General features: G+C 28.7%; 23 protein-coding genes and 1 tRNA gene. 20 read left to right on the forward strand and 4 right to left on the reverse strand.

Features of this window, described 5'->3' with window-relative positions:
* Window positions 1–41: 41 nt before the first annotated feature.
* From ABXT65_RS00960 to ABXT65_RS01045, 18 genes are all read left to right on the forward strand, one after another.
* Window positions 42–365 carry a 5-formyltetrahydrofolate cyclo-ligase gene (locus tag ABXT65_RS00960; RefSeq protein WP_415323633.1) on the forward strand — a complete coding sequence of 108 codons (324 nt, stop codon included), beginning with the start codon at window positions 42–44 and terminating at the stop codon, window positions 363–365.
* Window positions 353–799, forward strand: a complete 447-nt coding sequence (gene zapA / locus ABXT65_RS00965; RefSeq protein ID WP_415323634.1) for a cell division protein ZapA — start codon at window positions 353–355, stop codon at window positions 797–799. The genes ABXT65_RS00960 and zapA overlap by 13 nt, the downstream gene beginning before the upstream one ends.
* Window positions 800–803: 4 nt before the next feature.
* A complete protein-coding gene (locus tag ABXT65_RS00970; protein ID WP_415323635.1) occupies window positions 804–1,349 on the forward strand; it encodes a 5-formyltetrahydrofolate cyclo-ligase in 546 nt (181 codons plus the stop codon).
* Window positions 1,346–2,152, forward strand: a complete 807-nt coding sequence (locus tag ABXT65_RS00975; RefSeq protein WP_415323636.1) for a TIGR00282 family metallophosphoesterase — start codon at window positions 1,346–1,348, stop codon at window positions 2,150–2,152. The genes ABXT65_RS00970 and ABXT65_RS00975 overlap by 4 nt, the downstream gene beginning before the upstream one ends.
* A gap of 5 nt (window positions 2,153–2,157) precedes the next feature.
* Window positions 2,158–2,883, forward strand: a complete 726-nt coding sequence (locus tag ABXT65_RS00980; RefSeq protein WP_415323637.1) for a YebC/PmpR family DNA-binding transcriptional regulator — start codon at window positions 2,158–2,160, stop codon at window positions 2,881–2,883.
* Window positions 2,883–3,377, forward strand: a complete 495-nt coding sequence (locus ABXT65_RS00985; protein ID WP_415323638.1) for a crossover junction endodeoxyribonuclease — start codon at window positions 2,883–2,885, stop codon at window positions 3,375–3,377. The genes ABXT65_RS00980 and ABXT65_RS00985 overlap by 1 nt, the downstream gene beginning before the upstream one ends.
* A 53-nt stretch (window positions 3,378–3,430) precedes the next feature.
* On the forward strand, window positions 3,431–4,105 hold the full coding sequence (tolQ, locus tag ABXT65_RS00990; RefSeq protein WP_415323639.1) for a protein TolQ: 675 nt from the start codon (window positions 3,431–3,433) through the stop codon (window positions 4,103–4,105).
* Between the two features lies 1 nt (window position 4,106).
* Complete coding sequence (tolR, locus tag ABXT65_RS00995; protein WP_168606651.1) at window positions 4,107–4,523, forward strand: protein TolR; 417 nt, start codon at window positions 4,107–4,109, stop codon at window positions 4,521–4,523.
* 5 nt (window positions 4,524–4,528) lie between these two features.
* On the forward strand, window positions 4,529–5,338 hold the full coding sequence (locus ABXT65_RS01000; RefSeq protein ID WP_415323640.1) for a cell envelope biogenesis protein TolA: 810 nt from the start codon (window positions 4,529–4,531) through the stop codon (window positions 5,336–5,338).
* A 1-nt stretch (window position 5,339) separates the two neighbouring features.
* Window positions 5,340–6,680, forward strand: coding sequence for a Tol-Pal system beta propeller repeat protein TolB (tolB, locus tag ABXT65_RS01005; RefSeq protein ID WP_415323641.1), 1,341 nt, complete (start codon window positions 5,340–5,342; stop codon window positions 6,678–6,680).
* Between the two features lie 85 nt (window positions 6,681–6,765).
* Entirely contained in the window at window positions 6,766–7,245 is a 480-nt protein-coding gene (gene pal / locus ABXT65_RS01010; RefSeq protein ID WP_415323642.1) for a peptidoglycan-associated lipoprotein Pal, read from the forward strand.
* 88 nt (window positions 7,246–7,333) lie between these two features.
* Window positions 7,334–8,317 (forward strand): tol-pal system protein YbgF, encoded by a 984-nt coding sequence (ybgF, locus tag ABXT65_RS01015; RefSeq protein ID WP_415323643.1) that lies wholly within the window; start codon window positions 7,334–7,336, stop codon window positions 8,315–8,317.
* Window positions 8,277–9,323 carry a tRNA lysidine(34) synthetase TilS gene (gene tilS / locus ABXT65_RS01020; protein ID WP_415323644.1) on the forward strand — a complete coding sequence of 349 codons (1,047 nt, stop codon included), beginning with the start codon at window positions 8,277–8,279 and terminating at the stop codon, window positions 9,321–9,323. Before ybgF ends, tilS begins: the two co-directional genes overlap by 41 nt.
* A 60-nt stretch (window positions 9,324–9,383) precedes the next feature.
* Window positions 9,384–11,270, forward strand: a complete 1,887-nt coding sequence (ftsH, locus tag ABXT65_RS01025; RefSeq protein WP_415323645.1) for an ATP-dependent zinc metalloprotease FtsH — start codon at window positions 9,384–9,386, stop codon at window positions 11,268–11,270.
* Between the two features lie 5 nt (window positions 11,271–11,275).
* Window positions 11,276–12,328 carry a dihydropteroate synthase gene (gene folP / locus ABXT65_RS01030; RefSeq protein WP_415323646.1) on the forward strand — a complete coding sequence of 351 codons (1,053 nt, stop codon included), beginning with the start codon at window positions 11,276–11,278 and terminating at the stop codon, window positions 12,326–12,328.
* On the forward strand, window positions 12,328–13,659 hold the full coding sequence (gene glmM / locus ABXT65_RS01035; protein WP_415323647.1) for a phosphoglucosamine mutase: 1,332 nt from the start codon (window positions 12,328–12,330) through the stop codon (window positions 13,657–13,659). The genes folP and glmM overlap by 1 nt, the downstream gene beginning before the upstream one ends.
* A gap of 1 nt (window position 13,660) precedes the next feature.
* Entirely contained in the window at window positions 13,661–14,473 is an 813-nt protein-coding gene (gene thiD, locus ABXT65_RS01040; protein WP_415323648.1) for a bifunctional hydroxymethylpyrimidine kinase/phosphomethylpyrimidine kinase, read from the forward strand.
* Window positions 14,473–15,765 carry an adenylosuccinate synthase gene (locus tag ABXT65_RS01045; RefSeq protein ID WP_415323649.1) on the forward strand — a complete coding sequence of 431 codons (1,293 nt, stop codon included), beginning with the start codon at window positions 14,473–14,475 and terminating at the stop codon, window positions 15,763–15,765. The genes thiD and ABXT65_RS01045 overlap by 1 nt, the downstream gene beginning before the upstream one ends.
* Here ABXT65_RS01045 and rpoH read toward each other — a convergent pair.
* Together rpoH and ABXT65_RS01055 are read right to left on the reverse strand one after the other, a co-directional pair.
* A complete protein-coding gene (gene rpoH / locus ABXT65_RS01050; protein WP_415323650.1) occupies window positions 15,762–16,655 on the reverse strand; it encodes an RNA polymerase sigma factor RpoH in 894 nt (297 codons plus the stop codon). The two genes, ABXT65_RS01045 and rpoH, sit on opposite strands and share 4 nt — an antisense overlap.
* Window positions 16,656–16,693: 38 nt before the next feature.
* Window positions 16,694–17,674: an RluA family pseudouridine synthase gene (locus ABXT65_RS01055; RefSeq protein WP_415323651.1), complete on the reverse strand. Its 981-nt coding sequence runs from the start codon at window positions 17,672–17,674 to the stop codon at window positions 16,694–16,696.
* 23 nt (window positions 17,675–17,697) lie between these two features.
* Here ABXT65_RS01055 and ABXT65_RS01060 point away from each other — a divergent pair.
* Window positions 17,698–17,774 (forward strand) — tRNA-Arg (locus tag ABXT65_RS01060).
* 68 nt (window positions 17,775–17,842) lie between these two features.
* On the opposite strand, the gene ABXT65_RS01065 is transcribed toward ABXT65_RS01060, so the two are convergent.
* Together ABXT65_RS01065 and ABXT65_RS01070 are read right to left on the reverse strand one after the other, a co-directional pair.
* Window positions 17,843–18,457 carry a class I SAM-dependent methyltransferase gene (locus ABXT65_RS01065; protein WP_415323652.1) on the reverse strand — a complete coding sequence of 205 codons (615 nt, stop codon included), beginning with the start codon at window positions 18,455–18,457 and terminating at the stop codon, window positions 17,843–17,845.
* A 357-nt stretch (window positions 18,458–18,814) separates the two neighbouring features.
* The gene (locus ABXT65_RS01070; RefSeq protein WP_415323653.1) at window positions 18,815–19,747 is read right to left on the reverse strand and encodes a glycosyltransferase family 2 protein; all 933 of its coding nucleotides are present in this window, start codon (window positions 19,745–19,747) and stop codon (window positions 18,815–18,817) included.
* Between the two features lie 156 nt (window positions 19,748–19,903).
* On the opposite strand from ABXT65_RS01070, the gene ABXT65_RS01075 reads away from it, so the two are divergent.
* A complete protein-coding gene (locus ABXT65_RS01075; protein ID WP_415323654.1) occupies window positions 19,904–21,394 on the forward strand; it encodes a hypothetical protein in 1,491 nt (496 codons plus the stop codon).
* The last annotated feature ends 39 nt before the right edge of the window (window positions 21,395–21,433 follow it).

A 21,433-nucleotide genomic window follows, 5' to 3' on the forward strand; every position in this document is an offset into this window, starting at 1 on the left:
TAGACTTAGTAGACTCAATTTAATAATATAAATATATATATATGAAAACAGACAGTGAAAAAGAAAAAAAACTGAGTTTTGCTCTTAATAGATTGAAGAGTTTGGATTTACAAAACCCAACGTTAAAGACCAATCTAGAAAACCTAAGCATTCAAAAAAATCAATTGGAAATTGAAAAAAAACAAATAGAAGAAAAGTATCAAAATTTAGAAAGTGAATACAAAGCACTTAATCAAAAATTAGAGGATATTAATCAACAAAAAATAGAGGAACAAAAAAAAGAAACAGAATTTTCAGAAAAAATAGATGAATTAAATCAAGAAACGGATACCTTATTGGAAGAAATTGACAAATGGCAAATGTAAATATTAAATTTAATGGTAAAGATTTTCTCTTATCTTGTGATGATGGACAAGAGGAACATTTAGAAGAATTGTTAACTCATATTAATCAAAAATTCAGTAATTTAAAGAATGACCTAGGAAATATAGGAGAGAGTAAACTTTTATTAATTACTTCAGTTCAAATAATGGATGAATATTTTGAAACTAAAAAAAAAGTAGAACAGAAAAAAAATGAGTTAAAAAATCTATCAAATAAATTTAAAGAATTAAAATCTTTGATTTATGACTACAGAGACAAAAAAGAAGAAGAGATGAAGCAATTGTCCCAAGATTATGAAGATTTTAAAAAAGAAATAGAAAAGAACAAGGAGGATTATGAGAAAATAATCGAATCAGCAGCAGATGAAATTGAAAATTTTGTAGAAAAAGCAAATTTAGAAAATCCAGTCCAGTAAATTTGTGTTAAAATTTAAATTAAGAAAAAAAATTCTTAAGTCCAGAGAAAAGATTAATAAAAAAAATATTCAAATTGATTTTAATGAAATAATAAAAATTCTTAAAAAAGAAAAAATTAATAAAAAAATTATAGGTGGATATTATCCAGTAAACTTTGAAATAGATGATTTGTTATTATTAAAAAAATTCGAAAAAAATAAATTTAAAATTTCTTTACCTGTGATTAAGAAAAATTTTCAAATGGATTTTTATAAATGGTCATTTTCTGAAATATTAAAAGTAAACAAATATGGAATACCTGAGCCAGAAACCAAAAATATAATTTACCCAGATATTTTATTAGTTCCTTTGGTGGCATTTGATAAAAATTTAAACAGACTTGGATACGGTGGTGGATATTACGATCGATTAATAAAAAAATTATCAAAAAAAAAAAATATTATAAAGATAGGCTTGGCTCTTTCGATTCAGGAAATAGATAAAGTTCCAATTAATGTATATGATCAAAAATTAGATTATATCGTAACAAATAAATATATTGTAAAATGAAAATACTTTTTTTAGGTGATGTAGTTGGTATTTCAGGACGATCGATGGTCTTGAATAATTTACTTACACAAATAAAACATAAAAAAATTGACTTCGTAGTTGTTAATGGGGAAAATGCAGCTGATTCAGGTGTGGGCATTACAGAAGAAATATGTAAAGATTTTTTTAATTGTGGAGTAGATGTGGTTACAACAGGTAATCATGTGTGGGATCAAAAAGAAACAATGTCTCATATTGAAAAAGAAAACAGACTTCTCAGACCTAAAAATTTGTATGAACCATCTCCTGGAAAGGGATTTGGAATATTTACATCTAAAAATGGTATGAAAGTTGGTGTGCTTAATTTGATGGGAAATGTCTTCATGAAAAAATGTGAGGATGTATTTGAAGCTGCTGAAAAATTTTTAAAAAAATATAAGCTAAAAGAAGATTATGATTTTCTATTAGTTGATTTTCATGGAGAAATAACAAGTGAAAAGGTAGCTATGGGACATTTTTTTGATGGGAAGGCAACATTAGTTGTTGGCACTCACACACATATTCCAACAAATGATACAAGGGTATTAAAAGCGGGTACGGCCTATCAGACAGATGCAGGAATGTGTGGAGACTACGACTCAGTTATTGGAATGAATAAAGATAACTCAATTAATAGATTTTTAAAAAAAAAATCCACCAAACATTTTCCAGCAATTGGAGAGGCTAGTTTGTGTGGTGTGATTATTGAATGTGATATAGAAACAGGATTAGCAAAAAATGTAGAAAATTTTATATATGGAGGAGAATTAAAAAATTCTCATTAATTATTATGTCAGGTCATTCGAAGTGGGCAAGTATAAAACATTCCAAAGGTAAGGCCGATAAACAAAGGTCTAAAGTATTTTCTAAATTATCAAAAGAAATTAGTGTAGCTGCAAAATTAGGTGACAAAGACCCAGATATGAATCCAAGGCTTAGATCTGCAATTCAAGCTGCAAAGTCAGCCAACATGCCAAAAGATAATATTGAAAGAGCTATCGCTAAATCATCTACTAGTTCTGAAACTAATTATGAAAATTTGAGATATGAAGGGTTTGGTCCAGATAAAATAGCTGTGATCGTAGAGGCATTAACAGATAATAAAAATAGAACAGCTTCCAATGTTAGGTCTATATTTGTAAAAAGTGGTGGAAATTTAGGTACACAAGGTTCGGCTTCACATAATTTTAATCAACTGGGGATCATTAAAATCGACAAAAAAGAAATATCAGAAGAAAAAATTTTTGAGTTAGCAATTGAATCGGGAGCTGATGAATGTATTTCTCATGATAATTATCATGAGATTCAATGTGTAATGAATGAAATTTATAATGTAAAAAAAAATTTAGAAAAAATAATTGCAAATTTTATCTCTACTGAAATTGAATGGGTTCCACTAAATAGTGCCAATGTTGCAAAAGATAGAGCAGATGTGGCAATAGAATTTTTAGAGGCACTAGAAGACGATGACGATGTTCAAAGTGTTTATTCAAACATAAATTTTGGAAACAACTAATGCTTATAATTGGTATCGATCCAGGCATCACAGGTTCTATTTGTTTTTTTGAAGATGGAAAAATAATTGATGTAGTGGAAATGCCAAATATGGCAGAAGGTAAAAAAAACAAGAAACAAGTTAATGGAGCACAAATTTATCATGAAATTTCCTTAAGAATTAAGAGCCTAAAAAAAGAGGAAATTAAAGTTGTAATAGAGCAAGTTTCAGCCATGCCTGGACAAGGTGTAACCAGCATGTTTAATTTTGGTCAATCTTTTGGAATTTTAAAAGGGATATGTTCTGCGATGCAATTACCAATGTATTTTGTAAGACCGGCAAAATGGAAAAAATATTTTAATCTTATAAATTCTGAAAAAGACGCCAGTAGAACTAAAGCAATAGAAGTATTTCCTTATTTTTCATCACAATTATTAAGAAAAAAAGACTCAAATAAAGCTGATGCAATCTTGATTGCTAGTTTTTATTATGAAACCTATAAACTAGAAGAGTAAATTAATTTTGATAAGGTCAAATTCATGACACATTTAAGTGTGAAATCTTAATTATGGAAGCTGATATTACATCTCAAGCAGTAGGACTCGCATCAAATACAGATTTTTCTTTATGGAGCCTGTTTATAAGAGCAGATTTTATTGTAAAAACTGTAATACTTATGTTGATTGGCTGTTCTATTTATTCATGGGCAATAATCATTGAAAAATTTAGATTATTTAAAAAAATTAATCTAGAATCAGAAGAGTTTGAGGAAAAATTTTGGAAATCAAAATCAGCAGAAACTTTCTACAATAGTCTACCAGTAAACTTAGATAATCCTATGGCTTTATTGTTTAAAGACTCAATGCAAACTTTATTAAAGGCAAAAAATAAATCCAATCTCAGCGAAAGAATGACCAGTGTGCTTGAGGTCAATATTGAAAAACAAATAGTATTACTTGAAAGGGGGTTTACATTTTTGGCAACAGTTGGATCTACTGCTCCATTTATAGGTTTATTTGGAACAGTATGGGGAATAATGAATTCATTTCAATCGATTGCAATTTCAAGAAATACAAGCTTGGCTATTGTAGCACCTGGAATAGCAGAAGCTTTATTTGCAACCGCACTAGGTCTATTAGCTGCAATCCCAGCAGTTGTTGCTTATAATAAGTATAATAACGACTCTAAAAAATATTCAAAAAAATTAGAAAACTTTTCTAAAAGATTTTTATCAATAATATAAAATGGCTTTTAAACTCAACCGTTCATCTAAAGAACCTATGAGTGAAATTAATGTCACACCTTTTGTAGACGTAATGTTGGTATTATTAATTATTTTTATGGTAACAGCACCATTATTAACAGTTGGAATACAAGTTGATTTACCTGAAAGCTCTGCAGATTCATTGCCTGAAGAATTAGAACCATTAACTTTATCTATTAACTCAAAAGGTGAAATATTTATTCAAGAGTCTAAAGTTGAGTATGATAAAATAATAGCAAAAATTTTAGCCGTATCTAAAAATAGAACAGATACTAGAATTTATGTTCGAGGAGACAAATCAATAAACTATGGTAGAGTTTTAGAAATAATGGGAATGCTATCTGGTTCTGGCTTTACTAAAGTAGCATTAATTTCTGAGCCATATAAAGAGAGGTAATTAAAGTGAATAGAAATGTTTTTATTTCTTTTGGGCTCCATACTTTGCTCGTCATCATTACAGCTATGAGCTTACCATTTCTTGCCAAAAAACCAATTGATCTACCGCCAATTATATCGGTTGAGCTAATTCAAATTACAGATAAAACTAACATTCCTTTTGCACCTAAGGCAAAAAAAATAATAGAAAAAGTTAAAGAAAAAGAAAAAAAACTAGTTTCTGAGCAAGCACCACCAAAAAAAATAAAAAAACAAAAACCTGATGCTGTTCCATTACCTGATGAAAAAATAGAAAAAATTAAAAAAATTAAAGATGAAAAACAAAATCCTGAAAAAGTAGAGACAGACATTAAACAAATTTCAGAATTTGAAAAAAAAGAACTATTTGATAGTAATAGCATTGCAGCATTAATTGATAAATCCAAGACTGAGAGTGCCGAAACAAACAAAAAACTAGATAAAATTACTCAAGATCAAGATAAAGAAATGGATTTTGGTGGATTAACCTTAAGTGAAGAAGATGCCCTAAAAGCCCAAATTTTTGGATGCTGGAGTATTCCTCTAGGGTTGCCGTTTAACGAAGATTTATTGGTCAGAATTAAGTTACAATTAAAACCAGATGGTTCTATTATAAGGACTGAGATTCTTGATCATGCTAGAATGAATAGGCCTGGACAAGGATTTTATAAAGTATTAGCTGAAAGTGCATTAAGAGCTATAAAACTTTGTCAACCACTTAGGGTGCCTAGTGTAGGTTATGAGAGATGGAAGAATATGCAATTAAACTTTGATGCAAGAGAAATGTTAGAAGGATAAAATGTTATTTAGGTATTTATTTATATTGTTAATTTTATTACCCATTAAAGCCTTTGCTTTAATCGAAGTTGATATTACTAGGGGAAATTTAAATCCCTTACCTGTTGCCGTTTCCCCTTTAGCTATAGACAAAAATTCAAAAGATAATTTTAAAAAAGTCTTAAAAAAAGAAAATCTTGGATTGGAAATATCTGCCATTGTCGAAAATAACCTAAGACAATCTGGCTTATTTAATCCTCTTGATAAAGAAGCGTTTCTTCAAGAGCCAGAAATCGCAAATTTAAAACCAAGGTTCGAAGACTGGAATTTAATAAAAGCTCAAGCTTTAGTAACAGGTAAGGTTACTTTTGTAGACGAAAAATTAAGAGTAGAATTTAGATTGTGGGATGTTTTAGCTGGAAAAGAAATAATGGCATTAGCCTTTACAACTGTGCCAAGTAATTGGAGAAGAGTAGGACACATAATAACAGATAAGGTTTATGAACGTTTAACTGGTGAAAAAGGTTATTTTGATACGAGAATAATTTATATTTCTGAAGAGGGTCCAAAAACTAATAGAATAAAAAAATTAGCAATTATGGATCAGGATGGATTTAATAATAAATTTTTAACCCTTGGTAATGAGTTAGTTTTAACACCAAGGTTTAGTCCAACCAATCAAATGGTTACATACCTTTCATATTTTAGAAATTTACCTAGAGTTTATTTACTTGATATTGAAACTGGAATGCAAGAAGTTGTTGGAGACTTTCCAGGTATGACATTTGCTCCAAGATTTTCTCCCAATGGTAAAAAAATTATAATGAGTTTTGCTAAAGATGGAAATTCAGACATATATACAATGGATCTTGAAAATAGGATTGTTGAGAGAATTTCTAATCACCCTTCAATTGATACATCTCCCTCTTATTCTCCTGATGGAAAATATATTACTTTTAATTCTGATAGAAGTGGCTACCAACAAATTTACGTCATGAACAGCAATGGAAAAAACGTTAAAAGAATTTCATTTGGAAATGGCTTGTATGGAACACCAGTATGGTCCCCAAGAGGTGATTTAATTGCATTTACAAAACTACATAAAGGAAAGTTTTATATTGGGGTTATGAGAACTGATGGAACAGGTGAAAGATTATTAACTGAGAATTTTTATCAAGAAGCACCGTCTTGGTCCCCAAATGGAAGAGTGTTAATTTTTTATAGAGAGACGAAAACTAATGCTAAAGGAGAAGGGTTTTCAGCTAAATTATGGTCTATTGATTTAACTGGATATAATGAAAAAATGGTTGAGACAGAAACTGATGCGTCTGACCCATCATGGTCATCATTATTAAGTAATTAAGTGTTAAAATACTTGATTTTTTAACTTGAAACATCTAATTACTTGTGAAAAAGTAAGTAACACAAATAAGATTTAAGGAGCAATTATGAACCTATATAAAACTTTAAAAAATGGAATTTTAGTGTTGATAGCATGTTTAGTTTTAACCGCATGTGCAACACAAAAAAAAACAACAGGGCAATTACAAGGTGATGTTTATACTGGGACAGACTCAGTTGAGTATTTAGCTTCAGGTGTTCCTGACAGAGTTTTCTTCGCAACTAATGAAACAGTTCTCACAACTGCTTCAAGAGAAACTTTAAGAAAACAAGCTACGTGGTTAAGAAAAAATTCAGCTATTAGCGTTGTATTAGAAGGTCATGCTGATGAAAGAGGTACAAGAGAGTACAACTTAGCATTAGGTGAAAGAAGAGCTAATTCAGCGAAAGACTATTTAATGACTTATGGAATTTCTTCAGACAGAATATCCGTATTAAGTTATGGTAAAGAAAAGCCTGTAGATTCAGGTTCTAACCCTTTATCATGGTCTAAAAATAGAAGATCAGTTACAGTTAAAGCTAACTAGTTAAATAAATTTATAAAAGACCCTAGCACTTAAGTATAAGTACCAGGGTCTTTTTTTTGCCATCATTATAATTACTACTCAACTTATCATGTTTAATTATAAAAAATTGCTTCAATTAAAACTGACGTTTGTATTTATTTTTTTATCTAACGTTGTATTTGCAGATAATCATAATTTGAATGAAGTTTTAGAACTAATTCAAAAAGATTTAAAGATACTAGAAAAAGCGGTTTACTCTGGGTCAATTAATACAGAAAATTCAAATAGTCAAAAAAGTTTTGATAATAATTCAGAAGATGTTTTGACAAGACACTTATTAAAGTTATCAGAGGTAGAGAGTCAATTTCAAGAACTTACTAACAAATTCGAAGAAATAAATTTTAAAATAGATAAATTATCCAATAGACTTTCTAAAGTTCAATCTGATAATCAATTAAGATTTCAAGATATCGAAAACTCCTTATCCTCTGGTGAATCTAGTCAGAAATTAACTTCTACTTCAAAAAAACAATTAGAAAAAAATTTACCAGGATCTTCACAACCACAAGACTTAGGTTCAATTTCATATAAAGATACAGAAACTAATGAAACTACTCAAAAAATACAATCAGTAAAAACCACCTCTACAATAGTAACTGAAAAATTTGAAGCTGAACAAAATATACTACCTAGTGATACCCCAGAGAAACAATATGAATTCGCAACTAGTTTTTTGAAAGTGGGTGATTACAGTACAGCAGAGAGAGCTTTTAGAGAGTTTGTAATAACCAATTCAAAACATGAACTGGCTGGTAACGCTCAGTATTGGTATGCTGAAACGTTTAGAATTAGACAGCTTTATACTGATGCGGCTACTGCTTATCTTGAGGGATACCAAAAATATCCAAAAGGTGAGAAGGCTCCTATAAATTTATTAAAACTTGGTGTATCAATGGTTCAGATAGGAGAGAAAGAGCAAGGTTGTAAAATGATTGTGGGAGTTGAAAAACAGTACCCTAAAGCCAATCAATCTGTGCTTCAAAAAGCAAAGTATGAATCTAAAAAATTTGAGTGCTCAAAGCAAAAAACATAAAAAAATTCTTAGCCAACTAAATCAAAAAAAAATATCTAAAATTTATAATGAATTTTCAACTTCATTAAAAATAAAAGAAGATTTAGCAGTAGCTGTTTCAGGAGGACCAGATAGTTTGGCATTAGCTTACTTAACTAAATGCTATTCACTAAAAAATAAAATAAAAGTTAAATATTACCTAGTTAATCACATGCTTAGGAAAGAAGCTTCACTGGAAGCAGAAACGGTAAAAAAAATTTTAAAAAAAATTGATATTCAATGTATAATTTTAAATTGGAATGGGAAAAAACCTTCTAAAAATATTCAAGCTACAGCTAGAGATAAGAGATATTCTTTATTAGCAAGTGAGTGTAAAAAAAATAATATCAAATATTTATTATTAGGGCACCATCTCAATGATTTATTTGAAAACTTCTTAATTAGAATAGCTAGAGGTAGTGGATTAAATGGATTAATTTCATTTAGTAAAAATACAAAATATAGAGACCAAAATTTAAATATCATAAGACCATTACTAAATTTAGAAAAAAAAGATTTACTTTATATTTCTAACGAAGTGTTCAGTTTTTTTGTTAAAGACCCATCAAATATAAACGAAGATTATAAAAGAACTAGAATTAGAAACTTACTGTACTCGCTTGAAAAAGAAGGTTTAGATATAAAAAAACTTAAGTTAACTATTAATAATTTAAAAGACTCAGATAGGTCAATTAAATTTTATGTAGATAGAAATTTAAAAAAAAATGTAGTGTTTTTAAAAAGAAAAAATACTTACATTTTGAGTTATAATTTTTTTGATCAGTCGCATGAAATAATTTTTAGGTCATTAACAAAATTAATTCAAAAGCTTGGGGGAAAATATTATCCTGTTAGGGGAAAAAGTATTAATGAATTAATTAAAGGAGTTAATAAAAAATCCTTTACTAAGGTTACTTTGGGGGGCTGTTTTATTGAAAGAATTAATGAAACTATATTAATATCTCAAGAAAGCTTACATAAAGTCTAAATTTTGTAACAATTTGACACTTGTTTAATTTATAATAATTATTATCTTACATCTATGAATATGAAAAACTTAGCAATGTGGGCTGTAATTGTCTTTTTAACAGTTGGTCTATATAATATGTTTAAAAATCCCCAAGCTAATGTTGGTAAAAGTAATTCAATAATATTCTCAGAGTTTTTAACTGAAGTTGATAATGGTGGAGTTGTAAAGGTAGATATACAAGGAAATAACATAAGAGGACTTCTTGCTAATGGAAATTCTTTTTCTACATACTCTCCAAATTATCCAAACTTAATCGAAAAATTATCCAGTAAAGGTGTGAGTATTTCAGCAGCCCCTTTAGAGGATAAAATGCCATCTTTATTTGGAGTACTATTATCATGGTTTCCAATGTTACTACTAATTGCTGTTTGGATTTTCTTCATGAGACAAATGCAAGGTGGCAAAGGTGGTGCTATGGGCTTTGGTAAATCGAAAGCTAAATTGATGAATCAATTAAAAGGAAAAGTAACATTTGATGATGTTGCTGGAGTAGAAGAAGCAAAAGAAGAAGTAGAAGAGGTTGTTCAATTTTTAAAAGACCCTAAAAAATTTAGTAGACTTGGTGGAAAAATACCAAGAGGATGTTTGTTAGTTGGTCAACCAGGAACAGGTAAAACTTTGCTTGCTAGAGCTATAGCTGGAGAGGCGGATGTTCCGTTCTTTACTATATCAGGATCAGATTTTGTTGAAATGTTTGTGGGCGTTGGAGCATCAAGAGTTAGAGATATGTTTGAACAAGGTAAAAAAAATTCACCCTGTATTATTTTTATAGACGAGATAGATGCTGTTGGAAGAAGCAGGGGCGCCGGTCTGGGAGGAGGTAATGATGAAAGAGAACAAACCTTAAACCAATTATTAGTTGAAATGGATGGTTTTGAAACCAACGAAGGGGTGATAATTATTGCAGCCACAAATAGACCTGATGTATTAGATCCGGCATTATTGCGACCAGGTAGATTTGACAGACAAGTAGTAGTTGGACTTCCAGATATAATTGGAAGAGAAAAAATACTTAAGGTGCATGTTAAAAAAATAAAAATGGCACCAGATGTAAATTTAAGAACAGTAGCTAGAGGAACTCCAGGTTTTTCAGGAGCAGATTTAGCAAATATAGTTAATGAAGCAGCATTACTTGCTGCAAGAAAAAATAAAAGAATAGTAACTCTACCTGAGTTTGAAGAAGCTAGAGATAAAGTAATGATGGGTTCAGAAAGAAGATCTATGGTTATGACTGAGGAAGAAAAAACTTTAACTGCTTACCACGAGGCAGGCCATGCAATAGTAACTATTAATGAGAGTGCTGCGCACCCAATTCATAAAGCAACAATTATTCCAAGAGGTCGAGCCCTAGGGATGGTTATGCAGCTACCTGAGAGAGATCAAATATCTCAAACAAGAGAACAGCTTCATGCTCAATTAGCTATAGCTATGGGTGGAAGAGTAGCGGAAGAGATCATATTTGGTGAGGATAAAGTTACAACTGGTGCATCTAGTGATATTGAGCAGGCGACACAAAGAGCAAGAGCCATGGTAATGCAAGCAGGCCTTAGTAAAGAGTTAGGACCAGTTGCTTATGGCTCGAATGAAGAAGAGGTATTTTTGGGTAGATCTGTTGCAAGAACTCAAAATATGTCTGAAGAAACTTCAAAAAAAGTAGACTCAGAAATTAGAAAAATTGTAGATAAAGGTTATGAAAGAGCAAGAACAGTTTTAACCGAAAAAATTGAGGACTTACATAAGTTGGCAAAAGCTCTTTTAACTTATGAAACTCTTTCAGGTAATGAGATTGAAAATTTAATAAATAAAAATATATACCCAAGCAATAAAGAAGATTTAAAAGTTGAGGATGAAGATAAAGGTTCAGCTTTAAGCTCAATGGGTCTTAAGCCAAAAATTGTTCATTAAAAAAAATGAAAAAGTATTACACAAGGGTGTGTAATTTTGCTTATGGCAAATCCTCGATAAAGTTAGTAAAAAAAAAAAATAACCTTCCATTAAATGGTAATAAAGAATTTTCTTTTAGTCAAATAGAAATTATTGCGCGGGATTCAAAAAAGATAATTGATCTTAAGGATATAAAAAAATTACCTAAAACACAAAGAAAAAAAATTAATCAAGACCTTAAAATCATTATCAAAAAAAATAATAATTTTTCAAATTTAAATTTTAAAAAAATTCCAAATATAATGGGAATACTTAACCTAACACCAGATAGTTTTTCTGATGGTGGTAAATTTAATAAAAAAAAACTAGGGTTAAAACATGCACTCAATTTATTTGAATTAGGCGCAGATATAGTTGATGTAGGTGGAGAATCTACAAGACCAGGATCTAAATCAATAAGTGAAAAAGAAGAATGGAACAGAATTGAAAAAATTATAAGAAGGGTAGGTAAAAAAATTCCTCTATCAGTTGATACACGAAAAGCAGACATAATGAGCAAAGGAGTTAAGATAGGAATTAAACTAATTAATGATGTCTCAGGATTAAGTTATGACCCTAAAACAATTGATGTATTAAAAAAAAATAAATCTCCTTTTGTAATCCAGCATTCACAGGGTGTCCCAGAAAATATGCAAAACGATCCAAAATATAAAAATGAATTGCTAGACATATATGATTTTTTTGAGCAAAAAATAAAATTTATAAGATCTAAAGGGATAAAACATAATAATATTATAATTGATCCAGGTATTGGTTTTGGAAAAAATTTGAAACATAATATGAATTTAATTAGGGGTATTTCTATTTTTCATACGCTAGGTTTTCCTATACTACTTGGACTTTCTAGAAAAAAATTTATAAAAGATTTATCTGGAAAAAATGATACTAAGGAAAGACTGGGAGGGACAATTGCTTCGTCATTATATTCAATGATGCAAGGTGTTCAAATTTTAAGAATTCACGATGTGAATGAATTAAAACAAAGTATTAAGGTATTTAAAGAATTGATAAAAAGTTAATGATAAAAAAATATTTTGGAACCGATGGAATAAGAGGCTTAGTAAATAGCAAAAACATTAATGGAGATATGTTTTTTAAATTTGGTTTAGCATCAGGAACATATTTCAAGACTCAAAAAAAAAACAAACAAATAGCCATAATTGCCAAAGACACTAGATTATCTGGTTATACTTTAGAACCGGCTTTAGTTTCAGGACTTACCTCAGCTGGAATGCACGTTTACACAATGGGACCTCTACCAACAAATGGTCTGGCAATGCTAACAAAATCAATGAAAGCAAATATGGGCATTATGATTACTGCATCTCATAATCCATATTATGATAATGGACTAAAGTTATTTGGTCCTGATGGATTAAAACTTTCTGATAAAATAGAAAAAAAAATAGAAAGTTTAATTGATAAAAAAATCGAAAATAACTTATCAAGGCCAAAAGAATTAGGACGAGTCAAAAGATTAGAAAGTGGAAATAAAGATTACATTAAGATATTAAAAAAAAATTTTCCCAAGGATTTTAACCTTAGAGGTTTAAGAATAGTTGTTGATTGTGCAAATGGTGCTGGGTACAAGGCTGGACCAGAATTACTTAAATCTTTAGGTGCTAAAGTAATTGCCGTTGGAATAAAACCTAATGGTTTAAATATTAACCAAAACTGTGGCTCAACTTTTCCAAACAAAATTAAACTAGCAGTAAAAAAATATAAAGCACACATAGGAATTTCTCTTGATGGCGATGCTGATAGAATCATTATGTGCGACGAAAAAGGTAGTATAATTGATGGCGATCAAATAATTGCAGCACTAGCAATTAGATGGAGAAGAAAAAAAATGTTGAGAGGTGGCGTTGTTGGTACATTAATGTCGAACTACGGATTAGAAAATTTCTTTAAATCACAACAAATAAAATTTATAAGAGCAAATGTTGGTGATCGATATGTAAAAGAAAAGATGCAAAAAAATAATTTTAACTTAGGTGGTGAGCAATCAGGACATATTATTTTGGGTAAATTTGCAACTACAGGAGATGGGTTGTTAGTTGCGTTAGAAGTTTTGTTTTCTTTAAGAAAAGGAAAAAAAGCTAGTAATTTTTTTAGTACTTTTAAAAAAACCCCACAAGTTTTAGAAAATATTGAAGTAAAAGATAAGAGTATAATTAACAATATTGACATAAAAAATTCTATTAAAACTGCTGAAAAATTAATGAAAGGACAAGGAAGAATATTAGTTAGAGCATCTGGAACAGAATCTAAAATTAGAGTAATGGGCGAAAGTGAAAATGGTAAATTACTTCAAAAGTGTTTAAATATTATATTAAAAAAGATTAAATAAATTGAAACCAAGATCTAAAATATTAATTATTGCAGGATCAGACTCATCTGGAGGTGCGGGCATTCAAGCAGACATTAAAACTGTGACTGCATTGGGTTCATATGCAATGACTGCAATAACTGCTGTAACAATTCAGAATACAACGGGTGTCAAATCAATAGTATCGATTGAACCAAAAAAAATTTCTGACCAAATAGAATTTACTTCAAAAGATATTAAACCTGATGCAATAAAAATTGGGATGTTGCATTCTACTCAGGTGATAAAATCTGTAATTCGTTCATTAGATTTTATTAAAGTTAAGAAAATAATCTTGGATCCTGTTATGATTGCTAAGGGTGGAGCTAAACTAATAGATGACAAAGCAGTAGAGCTATTAAAAAAGGAATTAATTAAAAAAGTTAGTTTGATAACACCAAATATTCCAGAAGCTGAAATATTAACTAGCACTAAAATAAAAACTAAAGAAGATATGATCTTTGCGGCAAGTATCTTGATTAACTTAGGAGCAAAAAATGTTTTTATAAAAGGTGGTCATCTAGACTCCAAATTAGTACATGATATCTTTGTTAATAAAAAAGAAATTATGATCATAAAAAATAGAAGAATTACAACCAGTAATACACATGGAACTGGTTGTACACTGTCATCTGCCATTTCTACTTTTTTTGCATGTGGAAAAACCTTAAAGAAATCTTGTGAGCTAGCCACAAAGTATGTAAATAATTCCATAAGATCAAACCTTAATTATGGTAAAGGCCATGGTCCTATAAATCACTTAAGTTCAATAGTTATAAATAAAAAATTTAGATAATGAAAAATATAGTTGTTGTTGGTTCACAATGGGGAGACGAAGGAAAAGGAAAGATAGTTGATTGGTTATCAGATCAGGCAGATGTTGTTATTCGTTTTCAAGGTGGTCATAACGCTGGACACACATTAGTTATCGATGGTGTTACTTATAAACTAAGACTACTCCCCTCTGGAATTGTTAGAAAAAATAAAATATCCATTATTGGTAATGGGGTTGTGGTTGATCCTTGGGCTCTATTAGAAGAAATTGAGGAAATTAAATCTAAAGGTGTCGAAGTAAATGTGGATAATTTTATTATTTCAGAATCTGCCAATCTTATTTTACCATTTCATAGAGAAATGGACGAAATAAGAGAAGATGCGGCAGGTAAAGGAAAGATTGGAACTACAAGACGTGGAATTGGACCTGCTTATGAAGATAAAGTTGGAAGACGCTCTATCCGAGTTATGGATTTAAGATCTGAAACAAACCTTGATCATAGACTTGAAACTGTACTTCTTCATCATAATGCAATTAGAAAAGGATTAGGTAAAAAAATTTTTGAAAAAAATAAATTAAAAGAAGATCTGTTAAAAATTGCCCCAGAAATATTAAAGTTTTCTCAACCAGTATGGCTTAGAATTGATGAATTTAAAAAACAAAAAAAAAGAATACTATTTGAGGGTGCACAAGGAATTTTATTAGATGTTGATCATGGTACATATCCTTTTGTTACATCGTCCAATACCGTTGCATCTGCTGCTGCCACAGGAACAGGATGTGGGCCAAATTCTATTCACTATGTACTTGGGATAACTAAAGCCTATACAACTAGAGTTGGAGAGGGTCCTTTCCCTACTGAATTAATTGATGAGACAGGAGAGTTACTAGGCTCAAGAGGAAAAGAATTTGGAACAGTGACAAGTAGAAAAAGAAGATGTGGTTGGTTTGATGGAGTTTTAGTTAGACAAACAATTAAAATTTCTGGAATAGATGGAATTGCATTAACCAAATTAGATGTTTTAGATGAACTTGATGAAATTAAAATGTGTATTGAATATGAATTGGATGGTAAAAAAATGGATTATCTTCCTGCAGCAGTTGAAGATCAGCTAAAGATAAAGCCAATTTATAAAACTTTTCCTGGCTGGAAAAGTTCTACTCAGGGGATTAAAAATATTAAGGATTTACCTGAAAATGCAAAAAACTATATTTATGCCTTAGAAAAATTTGTAGGCACAAAGGTTTCAAGTATTTCGACAAGTCCTGAACGAGAGGACACTATTCTCTTAGAAAATCCCTTTGAGGTTTAGTTTACGGGAAGTAAATTTTTAGATTTGGCAGATAATAACATGTGTTTTTGAAGTTTTTCAAATGCTTTGTTTTCTATTTGTCTAACTCTTTCTCTACTAATTTTATATTTTTTACTTAAATCCTCAAGTGTTGTAGGCTCATCATTTAATCTCCTTGAATATAAAATCTCTCTTTCTCTTTCATTGAGAATTTTTATAGAATCTTTTAATAAGCTTTGTCTTTGTCCCATCTCTTCTTGATGTGCAAATTTAAGATCATGATCTAGTTCTTTATCAACTAACCAATCTTGCCACTCATCACCATCCTCACCAACTTGAGCATTTAAAGAAAATTCTTTACCAGATAGTCTTCTATTCATTGAAACAACTTCATGTTCTCTAACATCTAATTTATTGGCTATTTCATTTACATGTTCTGGTCTTAAATCTCCTTCAGACTGAGGAGCAATTTGATTTTTAATCTTTTTTAAATTAAAAAATAATTTTTTTTGTGCAGTTGTTGTTCCTATTTTAACTAAACTCCAAGATCTTAATATATACTCTTGAATAGAAGCTCTAATCCACCACATTGCATAGGTTGCTAATCTAAATCCTTTTTCAGGTTCAAATTTCTTTACTGCTTGCATTAAGCCTACGTTTCCTTCTGAAATCATTTCATTAACTGGAAGGCCATATCCTCTATAACCCATCGCAATTTTAGCAACAAGTCTAAGATGACTGGTTACAAGTTTTTCAGCAGCTTTAACATTTCCAGTTGTTTTCCAATTCTTTGCTAGCATATATTCTTCTTCCGCTGCCAACATAGGAAACTTCTTAATTTGCTCAAGATAAGCGGATAGACCGCCCTCATTTGAAAGTGCAGGAAGATAAGTGTTTATTTTAGTGCTCATAAGTTGTATTTAATTAACTATAGTATTATTTCAAGACTTTATTTACTAGTATTTCTAAGTAATTCTAAAATATTTTCAAGTTCTAGTGGTAAAATTGACGTAAAAGTCATCTCTTTATTAGTTTTAGGATGAATAAAGCCCAGTGTTTGGGCGTGAAGAAATTGTCTATCCAATTTATAAATTAAATTTTCTAAACTAGTGTCGATATTTTTAAGTTTTTTGTATTTCTTTTTATATTTACCATCACCCATAATGCTATTGCCCATATGTGTCATGTGAACTCTTATTTGATGTGTTCTTCCTGTTTCCAATCTACATTCAACCAAACTTAGTGTGGGTGTTTTATCATTTTCAAAAATTTCTACAGTTTTATAATTAGTTATTGCCCTTTTACCCTTAGAACTACTAACCTCCATCATTTGTCTATTTTTTGAACTTCTAGTTATGAAGGTATCAATCTTTCCTGAGGAAGGTCTAAGTTTTCCCCAAATTAAAAGTTGATAAACTCTTGTAATTGTATGCTCACTAAATTGATGTGATAAGTTTTCATGGGTTATATTATTTTTAGCTATAACTATTAATCCAGATGTATCTTTGTCTATTCTATGTACAATACCAGGTCTTAACTCATCTCCAATTGTAGATAATGAATCTTTATTATAATGCATTAAAGCATTAACAATTGTTTCATCATAATTACCAGCTCCTGGATGCATGATTATTCCAGCTGGCTTGTCAATTACTAATAAGTCTTCATCTTCATAGACAATTACCAATTTAAAATCGTAAGGTTTTAATGAAGCTTCTTTTGGTTCTGGAATTTGAAGATCTACTTTATCACCAGCACTTATTTTTTTTGAGGGACTATTAACAATTATATCATTTAACTTTAATTTTTCTTTTAGAATTAGATTTTTAATTCTAGTTCTGCTAATCATCTTCTCTCTTTTGTTGACGAATATATCAAGTCTAAGATTATTCTCGTCTGCCTCAACTATTAAATTAATGTTTTTTTCCATAAAATGTAATATTAATACTATATGCGCTGCTAGCTCAACTGGATAGAGCACCAGATTTCGAATCTGGGGGTTATAGGTTCGAATCCTATGTGGCGCACCAAAAAAATAATCAAAATAATTTTATTAGCTTTTAAGAACTCTATCATTGCTTAAATGGTATTCTATTAATCATTTTTTACATTGTGTTGAAAACCAAGTATACGGAATGAAAGCTTGGTTTTGTATCTTTGAATTAATTTTATTAAAATACTTTTTTAATAATTTTAAATAACCACTTTTGTATCTAACATTATTTCCCACATCACTTTTAACTAAGAAATTAGCAATAATATTTTGTTTCTTCTTAAAGATTGGATCACACGTTATGAGTGTTCCATTTTTTTTTAAAGTCTTTTTTAATATAGGGAAAATTGTGTACAATTCTTCATCGTCCAAGTGATGCATTATCCCAAATAATAATATAAAATCAAATTTAGGAAGTTTATTTATTTCTTTGATATTAAATTTTTTACAATAGAAATTATTTGTTTTTGATTTGTATTTTTTTTTAGCATAATTGATATATTTTTTACTTATATCATATCCATAATAGTCGACTAGTGGTGGGAGACTTTCTATTATTTTAGCTGTACCACACCCTATATCCAATACTTTAGCATTTTTATTTATAACATTTTTTACCAATAAAGCTCTTGTTGACACACCAGACATAATTTTTTGAGTTAAAGAGTAAAATATTGGGTATGAGAAGATTTTATAAAATCCAGAAGTATTTTGGCTCATTTTATTTTTTGAAATATATTTAATAATAATTTTACAGGATAAATTTAACAAGTACCACAATTATTTATTAAAGAAAAATGTGATAATTAAAATAGTTATAAAAATAAAAAAATCTAAAATCTTAATTGATTTTAAAATATGTAAAATCACATTGAAAAGCTTCCTTTAAAGTTTCATCATCTTATCGTAAAATAATGTCTTTGCATATTTCTGGGCTAGAAATATTGGAATTTACTGTTTAAGAAAATTACAGTCATTAAAATAATCATTAAGTTAAAAAGATTGAGTAATTGAATGATAATTCCAACAACAATTATTATATAAATAATTTTTTTTATTTTATTTAGTGGGAAATTATCAAATGTTATTATTAGGAGATGTTTTATCCACAACATAGATAGGTCTTTCTTTGCTATTTAAATATATTCTACCAACATATTCTCCCATGATACCCAAAATTAGAAAGATTATTGTATTAAAAAAAGAAATAATTAAAAATAAACTTGTCCATCCTTCAACGACATCTTTTACAATATAAGAATAAATTGCAAAAAAAAATAAAATTATAAATGATATGACTGACATTAGACTTAAAATAAATGAGAGACGCATTGGAAAGTTTGAAAATGATAACATAGCGGTTAGAGCAAAATCTAACATTTTTAAGGTAGACCAACCTGTACCACCTTTTATTCTTTTTTCTCTATGAAAATCAACATAACCAATATTAAACCCAAGCCAAGGAATTAATCCCCTTAAAAAAATATCTTTGTCTTTAATTTTTTTTAACTCTACTACAACTTTTTTTTTCATGAGTATAAAATCGGACGTTTGCTCACTTATTTTTGTGCTAGAAAGGAAATTAAAAAATTTATAAAAAACAATTGATGAATATTTTTTAAAAAAATTTTCAGTATTTTTAATTCTTTTACCAAAAACAACATCTAAATTTTCTTTTGTTAATTTTTCAAACATCTGTTCTATTAGTTCAGGAGGATCTTGAAGGTCAACATCACTACAAAATACATACTTAGAATCAGAAAAATTTATACCAGCTAGGATAGCTGATTGATGACCAAAGTTTCTTGTAAATTTTATACCTTTAATCTCGGCATTTCTTTTAGAATGCTCTAAAATTTTTAGCCATGTATTATCTTCTGAGCCATCATCAATTAATACAATTCTATAATCTAAGTTTAGTTTTTTTAGAACTTTGATTGTTCTAGATAAAAATTCATCAATATTGTTAAATTCATTATAGCAAGGTCCTATTATAGTTACAGACTCCATAAATTATAATACATTTTTTACTTTATTAATTCTATATAAATAATTAAACATTTCGATGTATCTTGCTTTCATCAATTAATATTGTATTTAAATATAATTAGTAACAAAAAAAATTTATTAAATATTTATTATACTTAAATGAATAAATTAAATTAAATGGGAAATTATATTAATATTAAGACAATATATTTCATTATCTTTATAGGTATTTTCTTAAAAATTTTATATATAATTCAATTTGGTGACTATTATGATGACTGGAATTTTTTTTATACAGTAGACCCACTACAATCCAATGCCGAAACATGGCAAAGACATTATTTTGGTGATAGGGGTGACAGCATATTAAAAGAGGCTTTCCCGTGGAATTTTACATATTTCACTAAATATATCCTAAAACTTATTGGTTACACAATTGAGAGTACTCATTATTTTTTATTATCATTTTCAATATTGTCATTTTTTATGTTTTATAAAATCTGCAGTCTGATTTCTAAGGATTTAAGATTTACTATTTTGGCACTTACATTATTTGCTACAAATTTATATTTAATTAGAGAATCAAATTCATTTAGACCACATTCACTAACAATTTTATTAAGTTTAATTAATAATTACTTTTTTATTCTTATTTTTATAAAAAATAAAATTAAAAAAAAGTTATTTTTTGGTTATATAATTTCAACCTTACTTTTACTCTCATTTTGGCCGCAAAATTTAGCATTATTTGCTGGACACTGTATTTTCTTATTTTTTTTATTTTTAAAAAACAAGCCAAACACCTCACTATACTTGCTACTGCCAACTTTGATTTTTTTACTTTATGTATTTTTTAATTATAAATATATTCAATATATAGCATTTCAAGACTGGAGCTACACAGAATTTGATCCTAAATTTTTTATAAATTACTTCTTCAGATCTTTTTTCGGTTCAATTATCTTTGGTGGTCTTATGTTGATAATTTTTGCTTTTTATTTAATAAAAGAAGTAGAAGCTAATATTAATGTATTAAAAAAAAAACGATTATTTAAAATTCCAATTTTTAAATTAAATGAAGAGAGTTTTTTTATAATAAATATATTAACTATTTATTCTTGCATTATAAGCTACTCATTAATCAGGGAGTCTGTCATGGCTCCAAAATATTTTTTAGCTTTATTACCTTTAATTATTATTTGGTTAAGTTTAAAAATAACTAAAGTAAAAAAAAAATCGTTCTATAATCTGATTTTAATATGCTCAATTTTAAACTCAATTTATTATTGGCATGATACTCCAATAAAAAGACCACCATTGAGAGAATTATTAAATATTGTTAGTAGCCAGAATATAAAAAAAATTTACTCCACTGAATCGACTGTTTTTAATAATTATTTATCACACTATAAATTGGCCATTGTAAATAATATTAAAATAGAGAAGTTTAAGGACATAAAACAAAATACCAATGAAAATAAAGTTGCATTTGTATGTATGAATTATCCAAGAGCGTCTTATGGTGACTCTTATACAAACCTAGTGCAAAATAAATGTAAAAATTTATCAATATCATTAGAAAATAATATAAAGAGAAATATGATAATAGAATTAGAAAAAATAAAAATTCCTGATTTTATAATATTTATTGTAAAATATAAATCTTAAGAATTTAAAGGGTAAATTTTCTTAATGCTTTATTTTTAA

The sequence above is a fragment of the Candidatus Pelagibacter sp. Uisw_127 genome, from assembly GCF_047722515.1.
Classification (GTDB): domain Bacteria; phylum Pseudomonadota; class Alphaproteobacteria; order Pelagibacterales; family Pelagibacteraceae; genus Pelagibacter.

Bases quoted from the DNA above. Each gene is read 5' to 3' on its own strand.
- glmM (WP_415323647.1), top strand. From the start codon at position 12,328: ATGATAAAAAAATATTTTGGAACCGATGGAATAAGAGGCTTAGTAAAT.
- ABXT65_RS01070 (WP_415323653.1), bottom strand. From the start codon at position 19,747: ATGGAGTCTGTAACTATAATAGGACCTTGCTATAATGAATTTAACAAT.
- tilS (WP_415323644.1), top strand. From the start codon at position 8,277: ATGAATCTAAAAAATTTGAGTGCTCAAAGCAAAAAACATAAAAAAATT.
- folP (WP_415323646.1), top strand. From the start codon at position 11,276: ATGAAAAAGTATTACACAAGGGTGTGTAATTTTGCTTATGGCAAATCC.
- ABXT65_RS00985 (WP_415323638.1), top strand. From the start codon at position 2,883: ATGCTTATAATTGGTATCGATCCAGGCATCACAGGTTCTATTTGTTTT.
- ABXT65_RS00975 (WP_415323636.1), top strand. From the start codon at position 1,346: ATGAAAATACTTTTTTTAGGTGATGTAGTTGGTATTTCAGGACGATCG.
- ABXT65_RS01055 (WP_415323651.1), bottom strand. From the start codon at position 17,674: ATGGAAAAAAACATTAATTTAATAGTTGAGGCAGACGAGAATAATCTT.
- tolB (WP_415323641.1), top strand. From the start codon at position 5,340: ATGTTATTTAGGTATTTATTTATATTGTTAATTTTATTACCCATTAAA.
- ABXT65_RS01075 (WP_415323654.1), top strand. From the start codon at position 19,904: ATGGGAAATTATATTAATATTAAGACAATATATTTCATTATCTTTATA.
- zapA (WP_415323634.1), top strand. From the start codon at position 353: ATGGCAAATGTAAATATTAAATTTAATGGTAAAGATTTTCTCTTATCT.
- rpoH (WP_415323650.1), bottom strand. From the start codon at position 16,655: ATGAGCACTAAAATAAACACTTATCTTCCTGCACTTTCAAATGAGGGC.
- ybgF (WP_415323643.1), top strand. From the start codon at position 7,334: ATGTTTAATTATAAAAAATTGCTTCAATTAAAACTGACGTTTGTATTT.
- ftsH (WP_415323645.1), top strand. From the start codon at position 9,384: ATGAAAAACTTAGCAATGTGGGCTGTAATTGTCTTTTTAACAGTTGGT.
- tolQ (WP_415323639.1), top strand. From the start codon at position 3,431: ATGGAAGCTGATATTACATCTCAAGCAGTAGGACTCGCATCAAATACA.
- tolR (WP_168606651.1), top strand. From the start codon at position 4,107: ATGGCTTTTAAACTCAACCGTTCATCTAAAGAACCTATGAGTGAAATT.
- ABXT65_RS00980 (WP_415323637.1), top strand. From the start codon at position 2,158: ATGTCAGGTCATTCGAAGTGGGCAAGTATAAAACATTCCAAAGGTAAG.
- ABXT65_RS01065 (WP_415323652.1), bottom strand. From the start codon at position 18,457: ATGAGCCAAAATACTTCTGGATTTTATAAAATCTTCTCATACCCAATA.
- ABXT65_RS01045 (WP_415323649.1), top strand. From the start codon at position 14,473: ATGAAAAATATAGTTGTTGTTGGTTCACAATGGGGAGACGAAGGAAAA.
- ABXT65_RS00960 (WP_415323633.1), top strand. From the start codon at position 42: ATGAAAACAGACAGTGAAAAAGAAAAAAAACTGAGTTTTGCTCTTAAT.
- pal (WP_415323642.1), top strand. From the start codon at position 6,766: ATGAACCTATATAAAACTTTAAAAAATGGAATTTTAGTGTTGATAGCA.